This window comes from Mobiluncus curtisii ATCC 43063 (assembly GCF_000196535.1).
Classification (GTDB): domain Bacteria; phylum Actinomycetota; class Actinomycetes; order Actinomycetales; family Actinomycetaceae; genus Mobiluncus; species Mobiluncus curtisii.
Genome location: NC_014246.1, coordinates 871,909 through 890,568, shown reverse-complemented (window position 1 = coordinate 890,568; position 18,660 = coordinate 871,909). Strand labels below are relative to the sequence as shown.

Below are 18,660 nucleotides of genomic sequence, written 5' to 3'. Positions count from 1 at the left end.
AATGGATAATTCAACGGGAGCTATCGACATAATTCGAACAAATTTCCGCCTCAGCGCCAACTCTCAAAATCACAGCAGGAGTATCAGCTGGGCAGCTCGGATTATCAGCGGCATTGCGCAGGGGGTAGGCTTACTTGCGCTGATTCAGCTCGCAAATACCTGGGCTAGCAGACAGGAAGAAACCGCCAATAACGCTAACCCCTGGATCTTAACCCTGCTCGTCACGGCGATTATCGGAGCGATTAGTATCTACATACGAGATAGATTCTCCTACGAAGGCGCTTTTTCGGTGATGCGCTCTGTCCATCGCCGCGTCGGGGATCAGCTGGCAAAACTGCCCCTGGGATGGTTCTCCACCGACACTACCGGACGTTTGTCCCGTCTAGGGGCAGCTACTGTCAATGAGCTCGGAAACCTGAGTGCCCATTTGCTCACGGAACTATCCGCCGCCACCGTCACTTTGCTGACGCTGCTTGCTGGTTTGCTCTGGTGGTACCCCATCCTGGGCTCAATTTTTGCGTTATGCCTAATCTGTTACCTGATCCTGATGTGGGCATTAACCTACCTAGACAGTGCCGCCAACGCCTACGCGGCCCCGGCGGCTACTGAACTAGCTGATCGAATCGTAGAATTTTCTACCTGCCAAGCCATGCTCCGTGCATGTGACCAGACAATTTACCCCCAAATGGCCACGGCTTTAGCAGAAAATCGCCGCAGATGCACTCGCCGACTGTGGGTAGAATGCATCGGGAATTTCCTCGGCGGCATTGCCTCGCAAACAATTTGCGTGATAATGATTATTTCCAGTGTTCATCTTGCTTTTACTGGAAGCCTTGCTCCCCTGGCAGTGGTGGCAGTTATTGGGATAAGCCTGGAAATCACTCATTACCTTTCCACGATTTCTGATTGTCGAACAGGACTACTGGCGGTTGGTCCGACAATGGCGACTATCAACGAAGTATTGGATGCGCGCCCTCTGCCCGAGCCGGAGACCTCGCTATCTCAACCCGTACCTCACCAAGTTGAGCTTCGAGAGGTTGATTTTGCGTATGGGAAAGATAAACAGGTGCTCAATAAAGTCAGCTTCACCGTCGCTCCCCACACTATGACTGCACTGGTTGGTCCTTCGGGCGCAGGTAAGACCACTATTGCCCGCTTGATTTGTCGTTTTTGGGATGTAAACTCGGGTGCGGTACTTGTTGGAAATCGCGATGTTCGAGAATTAACTACTGAAGATTTAATGAGTCAGATTTCAATGGTTTTCCAAGATGTCTATCTTTTCGATGACACTTTGGAAGCCAATATCCGTATCGGTAACTCCAATGCGAGCAAAGAGGCTCTACTAAATGCGGCAGAACTAGCAGGTGTCAACGATATTGTCAGCCGACTTCCCGATGGTTGGAATACAAACGTAGGTGAAGGTGGCTGCGCATTATCAGGAGGGGAACGCCAACGGGTTTCGATTGCTCGCGCTATTTTAAAAAATGCTCCGATTGTGCTCTTCGATGAAGCTACCAGCGCTTTGGATGCCGAGAACGAAGCAAACCTGCTGCGCTCTTTCGAAGTATTACGCCGCCAATCCACCATGTTGGTAATCGCGCATAAACTCCACACGATTACTCAAGCTGACCAGATTGTGGTTCTAGACAATCAGGGACAAGTGGCTCAGATCGGTACCCACAATGAACTTGTAAGCTGCCAGGGGATTTACCGAGAATTTTGGGATGAGCGTCAAGCGGCCTCTGGATGGCAAATAGCTGCTGAGTAGTACGGAATCAGTTGGATTAAACACGAACCTTAAAACTTAAAGACGTAGTGGCTGGAGTATATTCACTAGAATTTACCAACGATATTATTCCTGCTGGGGTTTAGTACTATTTCTGCTGGAGTTTAGCGGGATAAGTGTTTCGTGAGGTAACAGGCGAATAGCTGAGGATGGGTAGCGTGCCGCTGGTGGTCTGTGAAGCGTACTGAATTTTGTTCCGCTTCTTATACGGGGGTCAGTTCTCTGACCCGGTGTTGATTTATAGTTTGTGATTAGTTCCTCGGGGGTGGAATAGTTCAGGGATTCGTGAAGGTGGGTATTGTTCCATCAGTGAACCCAGTTCATGGTGGTGAACTCGACCTCGGACAGGGTTTCCCAGGTTTGCGAATAGATAAGTTCGGTCTTATATAAACCATTTACGGTCTCTGCCAGGGCGTTATCGTAGGAGTCTCCCACGGTTGCGGTAGAAGGTTTTATACCGTAATCAGTGAGTTTGTTGTTATAGGCAATGGAGGTGTACTGGCTACCGTGATCGCAATGATGCACCAGGCCTGCAAGATTGTCTCTTGCTAGGGCTGTTGCCTGCTCGAGTGCTTGCAGGGACAGTACCTCGGTTTTCATTGATGACCGGGTAGCCCACCCCACAATCTTGCGTGAATACACATCGGTTACGAACGCTGTATAAACAAAACCAGAAAGAGTACGAACGTAGGTAATATCTGCTACCCACAACCTGTTAGGTCTATCTGTTCTAAACTGGCGATTAACTAGATTAGGGCGTGCATCAGGGACCTTAGAAGGACGGGTAGTAACTGGTCTACGTCCCCTACGCGCCCCGCAAATCCCGTCCAGACGCATCAACCTGCCAGTCTGTTCCCGCCCGATATCCCATCCAGTCCGGCGCATAGCACGCCAGATTTTACGAATCCCATAAACACGGTAATTCTGGTCGAAAATCTTCACGATTTCCTCGATTAACAAGGCATCTCTCAATTGCCTAGCGCTCACTTTTCGGGTCTTTGCCGCCCGGTAACCACGTGGCGTGAGGAAGCCCCCCAACCGTGTGCTCGTTCATAACCCGGCAAATACGCTCGACCGAGAAACAATCACGATACTGGTCAATAAACGCAATAATTTCATCCCGGGGTGGTCGAGTTCTTTGGCGAAAAAAGCCGATGCGAGCTTCAAACTCTCGTTCGTACGTTTAAGCTCCGCGTTTTCTTTACGCAACCGCCTTATCTCGGCAGACTCCTCCCGACTAACCCCCGGGTCTTTCTCCCCGGTCTATCTCGGCTTGAACAACCCAGCGACGCAATGATTCACGACTCACACCAAGTTTCAATCCGATATCACTGATAACCGCCCATCTCGAAACCCCAGAACCGTCTCGAAGCCAGTCAAACACCAACCCAACAGCACAATCCCTAAACTCCCGCGAATACTTCCAAGGCATAAAACAACCCTCACAAAAAACCTAGGAACAAAACCCGGGACGCTTCAAACCTTTTTGCCACCAAGCTGTGTTGAACGTGTAGACACGGTTAATATCTCGTACTTATATGCAGGTATCTTAGCGTTACCCCAGCAAGGCGAGGGGGACGATGGCAATGCCGTCGGGGCGGCGGAATGCGAACTGTCCGGTGGTGATTACGATGCGCTCGACCAGACGTTTTCCGAGTTGTTTACCCAGCCAGTGCAGGTGCTTCAGGTCGTTTTCACTCACGGTGGTGGCTAGTTTGACCTCGAATGCAATGACTTTCCCATCGTAGCGCTCCAAAATCAGGTCGATTTCGTGTTCCCCAGCGCGGGTGCGCAAGTGGTAGCACTTGGCTTCAACGGCTTGTCCGGCCGCACGCACAGTTAAAGTAGCCAGTGCCTCAAAGAGCTGCCCGAAGGTCTCCATACTGCCGGGTTTGCCGCTGAGCAGTGTTTCGGGTGTGGTTCCCGTCAGAGCAGCGGCGATACCGGGGTCGAACAATTGATGCTTGGGACTGAAGGTGAGTCGTTTCAGAGACGTGCCAGTTGGTGCCCAACCAGGTACCGGATCGAGAATCCACAATTGGGTCAGCAGTTCGCGAATATTCTGGGTGGTGCTTTTCGCGGGTTTATCGGGCTCTCCGGGACTGCTGGCATCCAAAATGGCAGAGTAGCTGGCGGTGGTTGAGGACGCAGCTGCGTAGGCACTCATCCAGGCTCTAAGACTTTGGGGTTTACGCATCAACACGCCTTGTTCAGGGATATCGTGGTCGATAATGCGCTGAATATAGCCATCTATCAAAATCCGTCGGGCGCGTGGGGAGGCGCGGAAAATCTGGGGCATCCCGGTCTCACAGATAGCCTTGGCATAATCCGGGAGTCCAAAATTGGTTTCCCCAGATATTTCCGCGTCACCTGAGAACAAGCGGCTAATGGACACGCTGGGGCTGGTGCTGGGACGCTCGGCCAGGCTCAAGGGGCGCAGTCGCAGCGAAGCGATACGTCCCGCTCCGCTATGTGTGTCCACCCCGGAAACGGGCGTGGCGCTGCCGGTTAGCAGGAACCTGTTGGGTGTCTGTTGATCCACGAGGCGGCGTACCGCGTCCCACACGGGTGGGTATTTCTGCCATTCATCTATGCAGGTTGTTGCGTATTTAGTGAGCTGGTTTACGATATCGGCGGCGATGAGTTGTCCCATCTCGGGATTATCCAAGGCCAGTACATGCTCCACCCACCGCTGTGCGGTTTCGGTTTTCCCTACGCCCTTGGCGCCGTCAATCGCAATCGCGGGCAGCTGCGTGAATAATTCCCGTAGTTCTTCGTCTAAATACCGGGGTATATAGTCTTCGGGAGCGCCAGGAATTTTCGTGAGCATATCGGCATTTTATCAGTCTATCGGTCGTTTTGCCGGAAACTTATCGGTCGTTTTGCCGGAAACTTATCGGTCGTTTTGCCGGAAACTTATCGGTCGTTTTGCCGAGCTGCCACCAAGTTCTTCGCCAAGACCGCGCTCCTGTTTTATTGCCGTAACGGCCTAAATCGCTGGTATACGTGAGAGAATAGACCTGATATCGAAGGTTTCCTTGTCGGCGTAGTTGAGGCACCTTTGCGTACAATCCAAGTAGAAGGCCCACGTTCATGAATCGTAAATTTGTCGCAGCATTATCCTGTCTGGCTTTAGCAGGTACGGGTGTGGGGATAGCGCAAGCCGCCCCGAAGACGGATAGTATCGGCGGTATTGACCGTTACGATACGGCGGTACAGATAGCGGCTCGTACTTTCACGGGTCACCAGGACACGGTTTATATCGCCCGTGGCGATTTGCCTGTAGATGCCCTGGTGGCGGGTCAGCTTACCGATGGTCCGGTCTTGTTGTCCCCTCTCGGTCAGGTAAACCCCCGCACCCTTCAAGCCCTGCAGGGGTATTCCCCTAAAGAAATCATTTTCCTGGGCAAAGCCTTCCCCGCTTCTACTATCAACACTTATAAGACTTCCGGCGCCCAGGCGTGGGTTATGGGTGGGAAAGACCGTCAGGAAACTTCGGCTTTGATAGCCGGACGTGCTTTCAATGGTAAGTCGTTGTATCACTTGTATGTGGCTGCCCCTGATGGGGTAGACGCGGTTGCTTCTGGCGCTTTGACTGATGCCCCTATTGTTTTGGCTTACCCTAATGGGCGTGTCCCTAGCGTGGCAGGACTTCCCGCTGACACGGCTCGGGTTTGTATCGGTGCAGCCTGTAACTATGTGTCTGCTAAGGAACGTGTGCAGGGTAAAGACCGTTTCGAGACGGCTGAACTGTTAGCGAAGCGGGCTTTCCCTAACGGTTTCACAAGGGCGTATGTGGGGCGTTCGGATAACTTTATTGACGCCGTGGTCGGCGGTACTTTGACTGATGCCCCGATTCTTTTAGTACACCCCTCTGGGCAGGGTAATGACCGTATCAACGCTTTGAACCTCGCCCACGTGACTTTCCTAGGCGGACCCGGAGCCTTACCCGATAACGTCCTTACCTTAAAACCACAACCCAAACCTACTAGCGGTCTCGGCTTACCTTGGGCAGGCAAAATCAACCCGCTCTTCGCAGGTACTGGAGCATTCGGACCGTTTGTGTTTTCTGAGTATGTTGAGGCTTATTCCTGGACACAAATCGCTGGTTTATACGGCTGGTCTGCTAATTTATCGGCGGAGGACGCAGTCGCTAAGTTACAGACCCAGGGTATTGTGGCGTCCCGTAGCGTTACTAATGAGAATTGGACGGTACAATCAGTAATCTTCGATAAGAACTGGCGGTTTACGCCTGATAAACTTTATTCTAAAGGTTACTGTAATGGTAAAGAAGTCTTTTCGAAAGGTCCGACTGATGTAGTTACTTGTCCGGACGGTTCAAAGTCAACGCTTTATCCTTATGGGAATATTTGGAAGCCTACTCAGGCTGAGTTAGAGAAAGCGCGTCACGATTATAATACTATTTTCCGTCCGATTGCTGAGAAAGCGGCTGAGAATAGGACAGAGGAACTGTTTGCTAAAGAGAATCCAGGTGTAGATTTTAATTCTAAGACACCTTCTGGTCTCGAAGAAGGTAAGTTACGTATGCGTCGTTGGTTGAACAATCTTACCCCTAAAGATTGGGATTCTCTTCCTGGGGAAACAAGGGAAGAGATGCGTAGGCGTATTCATGCAAAGGGAGGCCCCTCCTTTAATCTGGCAATGACTAATATGAGATTATCAGATTTGTCAGATGCTGACGCAGCTACACAATTTGGGATTAAGTTAGCAGAAATGTGGTATGGTTCCAGCGGGCATTGGAGGACTATAGTTGCTGAAATGAAGTATGGCGGCGGTGTTACCGTTGCATTGCAAGACTTTGACGCGGTGTTCCCTGAAAGAGGTTTAGATAATCTTACTCCTGATGAGGGTATCTATGGTATTTCTGCGAGTCAATCAGGATTTAAACCTTTATCTGAGTGGTCTAATTGATAAGTTAGTGTATTTGTTTTGATACTATCCGTGTTGCTGTTTACTACTAAAATTTCATACCGCATTACTCCCCTATCTCCCTATTCGGGTTGATAGGGGAGTTTTATTTGCTTTTTTACTTGTTTGTCCATCACGGTCAAACGAGTAAGGAGATAACTATGAGTTATTTGAGAAGTGCAGCGTCCGTTGCACTAGGTTTCTAGTATAAAACGCACATCATCTGCAAGGGTTTTACCTTCCCACTGTTTAATCCCACCGAAACCTGGATGAAGCGGATGTCCCTTTTTACTGAGAAACGCTTGTACATTCTGATTAGTAATTGTCTCATGCAGCCATTTCTTTACGAAGGGCAGAACGTCTTTCTTCCAAGGGAATCTGCTGCTTGGACAACCCCACATAAGATGCACTGTATGTGATTCTTTAACAATAAGTTTTATTACCTCCCGCGTAACCCAGTAGGAGTCTTGAATTTCCTTTTTCCCAGCCTCATCACTCCATGTTGGAAGTTTTTTGCTGCTTGTTTTACTTTTTTCGCTCTGCCCAATCAGCGGAATCAAGTTAATGATTGTCATCTGACAATAATTACCAATTTTAAAGTCGTCGTAATTCAAAATCCTTTCGGTAGTAGGGTCTCCGCCCTCTGTCCTGGGCGCGAAATTGGCCGCAGTGGATGGGTTCATCCCAATAAAGACCAAATTTTCGTTCCTCGCAGGCGTCGCAGAGCTGACGGGTGTTCGCAAGAACCACCGTTGACCTTCTTCCTCAGGATGTTGAGGAAATACCGAGTCACCCCTTAGCCAAGCTTCCTTAAATTCCTCAACCGTACGAGAATCACATTTCTGAACCATGCATAAATTCTACATAAAAGCAGGATTATTTTGGCGATTCCTCGACATATTCCGACCTCTCAGACCAACTCCCAACCCTGCAGTTTTCACCTGGCTACAACCCCTGAGCGAGACGACGTGTTCTTCCAGGCAGTAAACCCCTTCAGAAAGCAACCGCTAGCGAGCCCGACGCTTTCGCCAATGTCCGCTAACTGTCACCCCGTCATTGCGCACATATGCGTTAACCCAAACATCGCCAGAACTGCCTGACACCCCGCTTGCTATTCCGTCACTAGAAACAGACAAGCTACCTGTAGCGCTCGGCTGTCCCGGAAATACCCCACTTGTGGCAATCTGCGATGACCAGTTTTTCCCCTCTTGCGTAGTGGCTTTCCCAAGAGTGAAAGATCGTTTTCCACCAATCCACGATTTCGCGCCTAGCTGCCTGAGCTTATCGACCATACCTTTCACATTGGAACCGGAAACAATATCTCGATGAGCCCGCAGAGAATCCGACAAAGCATCCGGCAACGACTCCACTACCCTTCTGACCTCAACAATAACTCGATCAGGATTCAAGCCAGCAGTTCTCGCGAAACGCTCCCATCTGTAAGGCGAAACATCCTCAAAACGGTTAGCGCGACCTATCGGCATCGCCAGCCTGACTGTATCTAACGGGCGAAAGTCGAGATTACCTATATAGGGAATATAGGAGGTGACATCATATGCGGGGGCAAGTTCAACCCTGCCATCTGGATATTCGAGGAGGGAAAAATTTTTTCCATGCGCATCAGGAGCCACTATAGCCACGTTAAAAGCCAACTGGCGCACAAATTCGAGTGCCTGATCCTCACCCGCTACGGCTTTGATGAGTTTCGCTGATGTTGTGGCATCGGGTCCTTTTTCTTGCGAATACTTGTAGGAGGGATCTATCCGTAATACTTGGCATAAATCTTCTTGGTGTATCCTCCTGATGCCAGTCTCTGTGTTTTCACGGTCAAAACGTTCGATTACGCTGACGCGTACACCGCCTACAGTTTCGATAGTCTCTTTCGCCGCTCTGATACCGATGCGGTTCATGGTATCCAAGCAGATAGTTTCGTTGATGTCAGAATCCGGGAAACTGTTTTTGATTTCAGGCTTGAGGATATGACTGGAAGGGAATCTTCCGAAGGGCAGGGCCCATTTACCGTCTGGCAAGCGGTGAAGGGCGGTTTTCTTTTGTGCGCCAGCCAGCGAGAATTTGCCGGGAGTGTCCAGTTTTTTGCCGCTGCGAACAGCCCAGAACCCCACCCGATGGGCTACGGCTTCCATCAGCGCTTTGAGGTCTTGTTCATCTAGCGGTACGGCCTTGCCGTCCAGGTTCGGACTTTTCCCTTCCGGCAGGAGCTGTATCGCGCCGGGGAGGTCTTGTCCTACCGCCCCCAGCAGCGATAGCGGGTCTCGAGGGTTTACGCCGTAGTCTCGCCCCCATTCCTGACGGGTGTGTTCGTTTTCTGGAAGTAGTCCCTTTAGGTAAGGCAGAGCGTTTACATTTGTGTTGTCTTTTGTGATTCCCAAGGATACTGGTTGCCCGTACCAATCGGGATCGTATTCAAATTTGGCTTGGTTTTTGTCGCGGTAGAATCTGCCAATTTTTTTCCCGTTAAGGTAGGCGTCTAGCGTGTGGTACGTGGTGCTCATTTGGGATTTCCTTCAAGGATAGTGGGCAGCGGTACCCCTACGGCTTGCGCGGCTTTCAGAGCTGTGTCCAGTCGCACGTTGGGGTTGCCGGCTTCGAGTCTCTTGATAGCCATGCGGGATACCCCGGCTTTTTCGGCAAGGTTTTCTTGGGTGTAGTCGAATATAACGCGGCGCATTCGGATGAGCTGGCCGAATTTTTCTGGCGTGTCTACAGGCGTCTCAACAATCTCCATATCCATATCTGAATGATACATTCACGATACATTTTTGTGAAGAGTTTTGTGCCGCGTCAGGATTACACCACCCACCGGTTCATGTTTTCACATGTTCACGAGGTCTTGTTTGGGGTAGATGATGGCTTTTTCGATAAATTCTGGGGTGGTGTGAATCATGTCCCAGAAGTCTTGGATGAGCGGGGTGCGCGGGTTTGCTTGCGGGCTGCTGAAACTCAGGCAAGAACCGCAGCTTACACGGGAGGACCCGCACCCCACCTTCTGAACCCACGAAAAAATATATAAAGGAAATCAATACCAATGTTGTGTAAATCCTTGATTTTACGCGGTTCTATCTGACGAACGCCTCGTAAAAGATATAAAGACCTATAAAGAAACGGCAGACCGTGAGACGCGGCAAAATCCTTCTCAGCCTCCGGCGGGGTTGAACCCGCCGTTGCTGGTGGAACGCGAGCAAGTCTTGACGGATTTCGAGCCAGGCTTGTTCAAGAGGGTGGATATTCCGTAACGTTTGAGTGGGTGACATGGTAGAAAAACCAGGAACAGTTCTGAATACCTGTTGCCTGAAGTACTCCCCGGAAAACTGGCTCCACACGGCTTTATTGAACTAAAGCGAGTGTTTGCTTCCTAGGCAACGACCAGCTCGACGATGTATGCCACTGGGGGGCAAAACACGCGCCAGGGGGTGAATGGCGAGGTCCCCAGACCGGGGCTGACGCATACACTCATACTCGCCCGGTCCAATTCCCCAATGTTGCACTCGTGTCCAGGACGCGCTTCGGCTTGCCACTTGAACAGACCAGAGGCGAAATGAGGATCCAAATCACAGTTTGTCACCAGGGCATGACCGCCCGGCAGACAGACCTGCCCCCCGTGCGTATGTCCACAAAAGACCAGGTCAGTGCCGTCCGAAAGGAACCTATTGAGCACGCGCGCATAAGGGGCGTGGGACAGTCCCAGGCGAAGGCTGCGACCGGTCGCGCGTAAGTATTCATTGGAAAAGCCGACCCGCCCGGCACTTGTGGAACCGCCCTGGTGCGGTCCGCTAGTACCCGACCCCGCGACCTTCCCCGAAACGTCACCGCTTATGACCTCACCACTCACGACCTCGCCGTCTTGACCGCTCCGACCCGCGCCACCGCTCGAACCTGACGAACTCGAACCGTCGCCGTCAAAACCCACATAACGATCCCGATGCCCATGCGGGTCGTTAACCCCACTAAACTCCAGGCGCACCCCGCGCACATCCATACTGCCGTTCGCATTGTTGAGGTTCAGCCACCCGGAATCTGCCAATAACCGAGTCAGGTGATTGCCCTGACCGGGCTGACCAATCCGCTTGACGACGGCAGGACCCGCCCCGGAGGACTCACTGGTGCTCCACAAGTATTTCAAGGGATTGCCCACGCGGCTGGCAAAGAAATCATGATCACCAAACACGTAAGCACCCGGCACTCCCGAGTCGATGAAGGGTTGCAGCGCCGGGGTGACCAAATGTGCATCCCCGTAGCTCGATGACAGCATATCTCCGGTCAAAACAACCAGGTCAAAGTCTGTTCCCGCGCGTTTCGCCAGTACGCGTAACCAGCCGACTAAATCCTCGCGACCGCGATAAAAATGCGTATCCGACAGGTGCAACACCCGCAAGCCCGGAAACTCAGGCGTCCCCGCCACCCCGAAACGCGGCACTGGCACATTCGTCCCCGGCGCGGCAATGGACCGCAACGCCCTTCCGGGCACGGGAACCGTCAAATGGCGCAGCTGATAAGCGCGGGAGGCACGCGCGGCACTCCACGCCACTGCTCCTGCCGTCACCGCACCGACTTTCAGTGCAGTCCAGGCGCGTGTCCACGAGGAGGGATTCATCGGGTCTACCTTTACTTTCCTGCCGCGTTGGGGTTGGCTGTTTACTGTGCCGGGGCCGCAGGCTGGGCTGGTGCGGGGGGCTGTGCCGGAGCTGGCGGCTGTGCGGGAGCGGGAGGCGCCGGATTGTTAGCTCCCGGATTAGCGCCGGGGTTTGCCCCACCCTCACCGGAAGAGGTCCCCGGACTGCCGGCACCGTTGTAAGACGCCCCCGGATTGGCAGAATTCCCCGGTGTGGGTGACGGACTTTCCTCAGTCTTAGACCTGTAGCCTCCGCCCACAAACACGCCGGTAGAGCCCAGATTCACATTCGGTAGGGGCTGGACCGGGACGCCGTCCAAAGCGGCGGTCATAAACGTCCCCCAGGTCGGGGCAGCAATCGAGGAACCATAGAGGGAACCGTAGTAGCGTCCCCCGATAGTTTGATGTCCCACCGGGATATTCGCGTTGGCGTGCCCGACCCACACCGCGGCCGCCAGTTGGGGAACGAAGCCCACGAACCAGGTGTTTTCGTTGTGGTCGGTGGTGCCGGTCTTGCCCGCGGCCGGTCGGGGAATAGCAGCGGATCGCCCGCCCGCGTGCAGGACTCCCTCTAAGGTCACAGCCACTTTGTCGGCTACGTCGGGGGTCAGCACTTGGTGACAGTTTGCGTCGGGTACCTCGTAAGATTTCCCGGAGGAATCCGTGACGGAAGTAATGCCGATGGGGTTGCAGTAGACTCCGTGGGCGGCAAAAGTTGCGTAGGCGTCTGCCATCTGCAGCGGGGTAGCAGAGCCGGCACCGATAACGAAAGAGGGGTTTGGCTTGAAGGGCGAACCATCAGGTTCATTCACCCCCATCTTGGCGGCAGTTTTCGCGATGTCGCACAAGTCCAGTTTGGTCGCCATATTCGCGAACACGCCGTTGATGGAGTTGGCGGTGCCGTTAGCCACTGTCATGGCACCTTTCTTGGCGCCGCCGGTTTCGGAAAAGTTCCAGGTGTTGGCCAGTTCCGGGGCGCAGGAAATCTTCCAGTCTTTGGCGGGAATGCTGTAGCGTCCCCCGGCTTGGTCATAACCGCCGTACCCGTCGATATACCACTGGGTCAGGGTAAATACCTTGAATGTAGATCCGGTCATGAAGCCGGCGGAACCGCCGTGAGCGTAGTCGGCGTTATAGGAGTTTTCGGTCACCGCATTGTTGCCGGGGTCGACACCGTAGTTGGTGTTTTGGACCATGGCCTTGATTTTGCCGGTGCCCGGTTCCACGCTGGACAGAGCAATCTTTACGTCAGAAGGGTCACCCACCGGGATGCGTCCGGTAATTGTGTTGTAGGCGTCATCTTGAGTTTTCGGGTCAAGGGTGGTTTTGATGTTGAGTCCGCCGCGCAGCAGCAACCGTTGGCGTTCCGCATAGGTAGCGCCGAATTCGGGGGAAGAGAGGATTTCGCCAACCACCCAGGAACAGAAGTACGAGGCGTTGCCTGCCAGTCCGCACCCCTGTTGCTGGTTGGATATGTTCAATAGTTCCGCGACTGGGATGGATTTGGCTTTTTGGGCTTGTTTCGAGGTGATGTATCCGTCCCGCACCATCGCGTCCAGCACCATGGCCTGACGTTTGGTGGCGGATTCAGGGTGAGCTACCGGGTCGTGTCCGTTGGGGGACTGAGGAATTCCTGCCAGCAGGGCGGCTTCGGCAAGGCTGAGGTCTTTGGCGGGTTTAGAGAAGTAGTGTTGCGCAGCTGCTTCTACTCCGTACACCGAGGGTCCGAACTGGGCGATGTTCAGGTATCCTTCTAGGATTTCAGACTTGGTCATTTTTTGTTCCAGGCTCATTGCCAGTTTGGCTTCGCGGGCTTTGCGTTCCAGGGTGGCTTCGCTGGCGGCTTCAATCATGTCCGGGTCTCCCGCCACGCGTCCCTGTTCGATGAGCAGGTTTTTCACGTATTGCTGGGTGAGGGTCGACGCGCCTTGCAAGTCATTGCCTGCCAGGTTGGACAGGATAGCCCGGCTCATGCCTTCGATGTCGACGCCTTGATGTTCCAAGAAGCGCCGATCCTCGATGGCGATAACCCCTTGTTGCAGAGTTTTCGCGACTTCTGTCAGGGGGACCACTATCCGGTTTTCCGCGTAAAACTCAGCGATGGGGCTGCCGTCAGCTGCGGTGATGATGGATTTCATCGAGGGCTGGGAAGTAGTGAAATCAGCGGGTAGGTCGTCGAAGGTTTCGGCTCCCTTGGCGCTGACGATGGCAGCGGCACCGACCACGGGCAGAGCCAAGCCGGCAGTGAATACGCCCGCGACCGCGCTTGCCGCCACGAACGCGACCAAAAGGGCGAGGACTCGCGACTTACGGGTCTTGGGCAGTGCGGAAGTTGAACTTGCGGCGTCATTTTTCCCCATGGGTTAATCCTAAAGGTCGGGCGTGATTCTTTCTAAATTAAACCCGGCGATACCACCGAAAACCTTTCCTCTGGCGGTCCGGTGCCGTGACATTTCGTAAGCCCGATATGCAAATGGAAAAAATCAGTATGCCGCGCGTAAATCTTTCTCGATTTAATTATAAAATCCCGCCCTTGAAATTCCTTTGACCGGCAGCTAAGGTGTTAAGGGCAAGCTGGCTTTCGAGAAAGAAAGATTCATCATGTCAGTCAATGGAGACCAAACTTGGGCAGCGGAAGCGCTTTGCGCAGACTGCCCGCCGGATCAACTTTTTGTCCAAGGTGCAGCGCAACGCGAAGTCCGTTCTATGTGTTACGGATGCCCTGTCCGCATTGAATGTCTGGCAGATGCGCTGGATTCCCGCGCATCTTTCGGAGTTTGGGGCGGTTTGACCGAGCGGGAGCGTCGTGCCATGCTGCGTCGTTATCCCGAAGTGCGCTCCTGGGAGACTTGGCTGCGCGAAGCCGACGACGAACTGGCGGCGGAGCTGCGCACGAAGCACGCCCCGCACGTGTTGGCTCATGTGCGTGCGTCTCGCCGCGAAGTCGCGCTCTCTAAGTAGCGTCCATTAGGGATTATTCACAAGGGCGGGTTGCCGGTGTGGGCTCAACTCGCTCACGTTTAGGTGGGTTTTATGACAAAGTGGGAATACTTGACGGCACCGGTGATGGTGCATAACACAAAAGCGATTTTGGATCAGTTTGGCGCGGACGGCTGGGAACTGGTGACGATAGTGCCCGGGCCGAGTGGCGGAGATTCCCTGGTCGCTTACTTCAAACGACCTTTGGCTTAGCGTTTGACGGTTTCGGGCGCGCCCTTAGGGCGGTTTATGACGCCCGATACCGCAACCTTTCCTGATTCACGATGATAATTGACCGGCGCTTTTGAATAATCCAGCCGCGGGCAATGAAATCTGCCAGCACCTTGTTAGCAGTCTCCCGGCTGGCTCCTGCCATCTGACCTAACTCCAGTTGGGACAGTCCATGTGGCAGCCGTATCCCGTTGGTGGGAAGACCGGACTCTCGTGAGTTTTCACCATTTAATCCCGCGACTGCCGGCGGGGTTTGTCCTGACATTTGGTCGCTCGCGGCACTCTCTCCGGTCAACTGGGACTGACTGGTAGTCTCTGCCTCTAGCGGTTGACCGAATCTTTCCATTAGTTCCAACAGTGCTGCCGCGATACGTCCCGGCACGTCGACATCCCGCAGCGCCATAGTGCGTTGATAGAGCAGCTCCGTTTGCCGATTCAAGGCTCGCAGCACCTCGAGGTGCAGCGCCTGGTGTTTCTCCAGGTAATCCCGTGCATCCGTGACTAAAACCCAGTCCAGACGTACCGGTTCCAGGGTGGTGGCGCTAGAAAACCACATCCGGGCGGGGGTTTGCCCGGCGCTACGATGGGTACTGTCCAGACCCTCTGTTCCCGATTTTTCGGGGTGTTGGGCGACCGTGGAAGTTCGTTGACCGGGGTGGGATACCCCCTGTCCACCCCCCGCCGAGAGGTCGGTGAGGGCGTTAAGACCGATGGTGTCCGTCGGCCCCAGCACTTCCAGGAGGTGATCGCGCCCCATCGAAGTGGAGCGGGTGAGCTTAACTTTTCCCGTATGCAGGTGAAAAATTCGGTCTTGCAGGGTGTCCTCAGCAGCTAGGCGAAACCGCGCCTCTAAATCGGTCTGGTGTACCTTGGCACCCATTCCCGCCAGCACTTCTGCCCAGATTACGCCCAGGCTTGCCAAATCGCTGTTTCTCACCACCGCGGACGTTCCCTCATCTAAACCTTTGGTTACTGCTGGAAACTATGCATTTTCGGCACGTGCCAAGGCTTTGTCAGCGATTTGGTCCACCCTACCTTTGCGGCGTGCGGTATGTCCCACCACGCCGATCATAATCAGCAGGATGCCGATAATCAGGAATTGTCCCGAGGCCCCGGCAGATTCGATGAGGTAACTCAGCACCTTCAGCGCCATCAGCGGGCTGTCCTGCAGTCCGTGCAGAGTGGAGCCAATCGCGTTTTTCATCACTCCGGGAACCACTACGAAAGCGCCCCCCAGCACCGTGAGCACAATTCCGGATACAAACATCCCCAGCGAGGACAATCGCACCACACTGCCGACAAAAATGACCGCTGCCAAACCCAAAATCAGGAAGATGAGTCCCTCTAAAGAGTATTTGCCTGTCTCCCATGCAGAATGGTTGGAGCCGTAAAGCAACCCCCCGGCGTGGCGTAAAAATGCCCACGCCAAAGGAACGCCAATGATGCTGATCACCAGGGACCAGACATGTGCCCCAGCTCGGCTCAACTTCGCCGGCTTGATAGAGGCGCCTGCCAATATGGTGGACTCGTTGAGTTTTTTGTCTTCATTACCCAAAAGTTCCGGTTGACGCGGTTGCCATTTTGGGTCAGATTCCGCGGTCGTCATAGCGTCAGCAGCAGCCGCGTTCGTCAGGGGGGTTGGATTGGGTTCTGTTCCCAAGAGAGACTTCCGTCGCACTACCGTGGTTTCCACGTCATCGGCGGAGGGCACAGGGGTGGCAGCCTTGTCATTAGCGTCAACCACGTCAGCACCAGAATCAGTGGCATTTGCAATGGTTTCTTCGTTGAGGAAAGAGGACCAGGCTTGCGTCGAGGTGTCACTGACCGGATCGGGTTCCGGTTCCGGCTCCGGCACAGGTGCAGAAGCGAGCGCAGAGGTGTCGCTATTCGCTACTGAAGTCTGCGAGACAACCGCAGTTTCCTCACTATCAGGACTAATGGTGGTTGACTGATCCTGGGGCTGTTTGGGTGAGTCCGCCTCGGTGTCTACGGTTTCCGGGGTGGATTCTGTCTGCGCACCGGCAGCGGCATTAGCATCGGTATCGGAGTCTCCACCGGATTGCGCAAAAGCCTGCGCCCACACTTCGGCAGCATCAACTTCTCCGTCCAACGGCTTTGCGGCGTCCTGAGACGCATCACGCAGGTAGTCGGGCAGTTCTGCCGGCTGATTTTCTTCGGTCACGGGAGTCTCCCTTCGTCAGTCACCTCGGAACTCACGTTAGCGCACGAGAGTGACCAAGCCCACTAGGCGCGCGGAGAAAAACCGAAGACCGTAACGAAAACCCGTGCTCACCCCTGGTGAACACCCGAGAAAGACCGACTACGCACCAGCCTCAAGATCTGCCTTTTGATCACGCACACCCGATTGACGGCACCACCACAACGTTAAAGCACAGGCAATCAGTACAAAGCCGAAAGTCATCAGCGGTCCGCCCGAGACATGCATGGACGCCGTGAGGTAATCAGAAAGCATCCTGACCAGGCGTTCCGCCCATCCGGAAGTTGACGCTTCACCGAAAGCCAGAATCGCTCCAGGGATGACGCCGCAGGTCACCCCGGCAAACATCAAACCCGCAGCGGAACGAGAGCCGGAATAAACCGCTATGAACAGCAACAGGATACCCAGAATCGGCAGTCCGTAAGTCGCGACCGCCGGCAGCTTGGACAGGTGACCGCTCGCTCCGGTAATTACTGCCAACCGGTCGTGTAGCGGAATCAACGACAACATGCCCGCGACCGTGCAGACAACCGAAACCACAATCGCCCGCAAGTGATACTTCAGGCGTGAAGGCGGGGCGATAGGAGTACCTGGCTCCCGGTCATTGGTTTCGCCGAGCTGGTGCTCCAGCAAAGCGAAGTCCCGCCCCTCCAGATAGGCAATCTGGGCTGCCAAAGACGCCCCGACCATGACTATTGCCATAGTGGGGAACAATCCAGACGCCGTCAAGGTCGAGACTCCGTCCAAGAAATCCCACCACAGCGAATACTGCGAAGCTCCCGTCAAAGTGTCGTTATGAGAAGCCACCAAGCCCCGAATCGGGCTAGCCAAGACCGTCAGCAGCACGGGCCAGAGCGCAGAAATCGCCCAGGATAACGACGAGTAATATCCCGTGATTACGCCGGTTATGGAGAGCAGCGCGGTTCCCGCCAGGATTTCAAAAATTCCCAAGAAGATGGCGACCGCGCCTGCGCCATAACTGGCATCCATCACGGTTTTCGTACCCCAAATCAGGAAAATCATCGCGAGGGGTGCCACCAACAGACCGGTAAGAATTCCGATGAGATTGGCGCGCAGGGTGCTGGGCGGAGGATTGGGTACCCCGGTTTTCGCTAGGGTACGAGACTGATCGCGCAGGTGTGACAAACGTTTCCAAGCGCCGGGTCGCTTGGCAGGGGGCTCTGTCGGAGCCGGTTCGGGATTCAAGCCCTCAGGAGACTCAACTTGTTCGAATTCGTTTTGAGCGGCAGCGGCGGCGAGCTCAGTCCTCCAAGCGGCGGTTTCTGTCTCGTCAATTTCTTCGTCCGGCGCGGCAGGCGGGGCGCCAGCGCCAATCGGGGTAGACGGAACGGGCTGGGGCTGACCGGAACGAGCCGGTTGAGGTGTCGGGACAGCGGGCACAACAGGAGCAGCGGGTGCAGTAGGCACGGCAGGCGTAGCTGGCGCAGCAGGGACAGCAGGGGCGGTCATAGCCGGAGGAATAGTCGCTGCCGGAGGGACGGGGACGGCAGGAGCAGCAGGAACGGTCGGCGCCATCGGTGCCATCGGCGCACGAGGGACAGTCGGGATACCCCTATTTGCCGCCGCAAAAGGTTGATTAGGAACGTTTTGTGCTGGGTTGGGGACGGGCTGCCCTTGCGGAGAGACCAATCCGCGTCTCACCGCGGAACGAGACGGCAGCACCCGAGGATGAACGGTCTGGGGACCAGGGCGCCAGGCAGGAACGGGAGGATTGCCGGATATTTGACCAGGTTGCATGGGATTAACCGGGACCTGCGGGCGGGCAGGAGGAAAGAACGGCTGCTCCTGGCGGCGCTGCTGCGGACCGCCTCCCTGCGGAGGAACCGGATTCCGAGGAGGCTGCGGAAGGTTATCTGACACCGAGCC

13 protein-coding genes and 1 pseudogene are annotated in these 18,660 nt (G+C 54.4%); 4 read left to right on the top strand and 10 right to left on the bottom strand.

What is annotated here, in order from left to right; all coding sequences use genetic code 11:
• Position 1 precedes the first annotated feature (1 nt).
• Entirely contained in the window at positions 2-1,768 is a 1,767-nt protein-coding gene (locus HMPREF0573_RS03750) for an ABC transporter ATP-binding protein (RefSeq protein ID WP_236589727.1), read from the top strand.
• Positions 1,769-1,996: 228 nt separating this feature from the next.
• Here the strand turns inward: HMPREF0573_RS03750 and HMPREF0573_RS09720 are convergent.
• Both HMPREF0573_RS09720 and HMPREF0573_RS03740 read right to left on the bottom strand, forming a co-directional pair.
• A pseudogene (locus tag HMPREF0573_RS09720) lies at positions 1,997-3,218 on the bottom strand (IS3 family transposase); the annotation flags it as partial.
• 123 nt (positions 3,219-3,341) lie between these two features.
• A complete protein-coding gene (locus HMPREF0573_RS03740; protein WP_013188939.1) occupies positions 3,342-4,616 on the bottom strand; it encodes an ATP-binding protein in 1,275 nt (424 codons plus the stop codon).
• Between the two features lie 263 nt (positions 4,617-4,879).
• Here HMPREF0573_RS03740 and HMPREF0573_RS03735 point away from each other — a divergent pair, with 263 nt between their 5' ends.
• Entirely contained in the window at positions 4,880-6,718 is a 1,839-nt protein-coding gene (locus HMPREF0573_RS03735) for a cell wall-binding repeat-containing protein (RefSeq protein WP_013188938.1), read from the top strand.
• Positions 6,719-6,909: 191 nt separating this feature from the next.
• Here the strand turns inward: HMPREF0573_RS03735 and HMPREF0573_RS03730 are convergent, their stop codons facing one another.
• From HMPREF0573_RS03730 to HMPREF0573_RS03700, 5 genes are all read right to left on the bottom strand, one after another.
• Positions 6,910-7,566: a DUF1643 domain-containing protein gene (locus HMPREF0573_RS03730; protein ID WP_013188937.1), complete on the bottom strand. Its 657-nt coding sequence runs from the start codon at positions 7,564-7,566 to the stop codon at positions 6,910-6,912.
• A gap of 156 nt (positions 7,567-7,722) precedes the next feature.
• Positions 7,723-9,228 carry a HipA domain-containing protein gene (locus HMPREF0573_RS03725; protein ID WP_013188936.1) on the bottom strand — a complete coding sequence of 502 codons (1,506 nt, stop codon included), beginning with the start codon at positions 9,226-9,228 and terminating at the stop codon, positions 7,723-7,725.
• A complete protein-coding gene (locus tag HMPREF0573_RS03720; protein WP_244855377.1) occupies positions 9,225-9,482 on the bottom strand; it encodes a helix-turn-helix transcriptional regulator in 258 nt (85 codons plus the stop codon). Before HMPREF0573_RS03720 ends, HMPREF0573_RS03725 begins: the two co-directional genes overlap by 4 nt.
• 606 nt (positions 9,483-10,088) lie before the next feature.
• Entirely contained in the window at positions 10,089-11,327 is a 1,239-nt protein-coding gene (locus HMPREF0573_RS03705; protein ID WP_013188935.1) for a metallophosphoesterase, read from the bottom strand.
• Positions 11,328-11,368: 41 nt separating this feature from the next.
• A complete protein-coding gene (locus tag HMPREF0573_RS03700) occupies positions 11,369-13,705 on the bottom strand; it encodes a transglycosylase domain-containing protein (RefSeq protein ID WP_013188934.1) in 2,337 nt (778 codons plus the stop codon).
• Between the two features lie 241 nt (positions 13,706-13,946).
• On the opposite strand from HMPREF0573_RS03700, the gene HMPREF0573_RS03695 reads away from it, so the two are divergent.
• Positions 13,947-14,306: a WhiB family transcriptional regulator gene (locus tag HMPREF0573_RS03695; protein WP_036324376.1), complete on the top strand. Its 360-nt coding sequence runs from the start codon at positions 13,947-13,949 to the stop codon at positions 14,304-14,306.
• Positions 14,307-14,378: 72 nt separating this feature from the next.
• Positions 14,379-14,537, top strand: a complete 159-nt coding sequence (locus HMPREF0573_RS09715) for a Sp36 family protein (RefSeq protein ID WP_004007743.1) — start codon at positions 14,379-14,381, stop codon at positions 14,535-14,537.
• A gap of 34 nt (positions 14,538-14,571) precedes the next feature.
• Here HMPREF0573_RS09715 and HMPREF0573_RS03690 read toward each other — a convergent pair whose 3' ends face one another.
• The 3 genes from HMPREF0573_RS03690 to HMPREF0573_RS03680 all read right to left on the bottom strand — a co-directional run bounded on the left by HMPREF0573_RS03690 (position 14,572) and on the right by HMPREF0573_RS03680 (position 18,654).
• Complete coding sequence (locus tag HMPREF0573_RS03690; protein WP_013188933.1) at positions 14,572-15,495, bottom strand: Crp/Fnr family transcriptional regulator; 924 nt, start codon at positions 15,493-15,495, stop codon at positions 14,572-14,574.
• 42 nt (positions 15,496-15,537) lie between these two features.
• Positions 15,538-16,737 (bottom strand): Yip1 family protein, encoded by a 1,200-nt coding sequence (locus tag HMPREF0573_RS03685; RefSeq protein WP_013188932.1) that lies wholly within the window; start codon positions 16,735-16,737, stop codon positions 15,538-15,540.
• Between the two features lie 138 nt (positions 16,738-16,875).
• Entirely contained in the window at positions 16,876-18,654 is a 1,779-nt protein-coding gene (locus HMPREF0573_RS03680) for a hypothetical protein (protein WP_013188931.1), read from the bottom strand.
• Positions 18,655-18,660 lie beyond the last annotated feature (6 nt).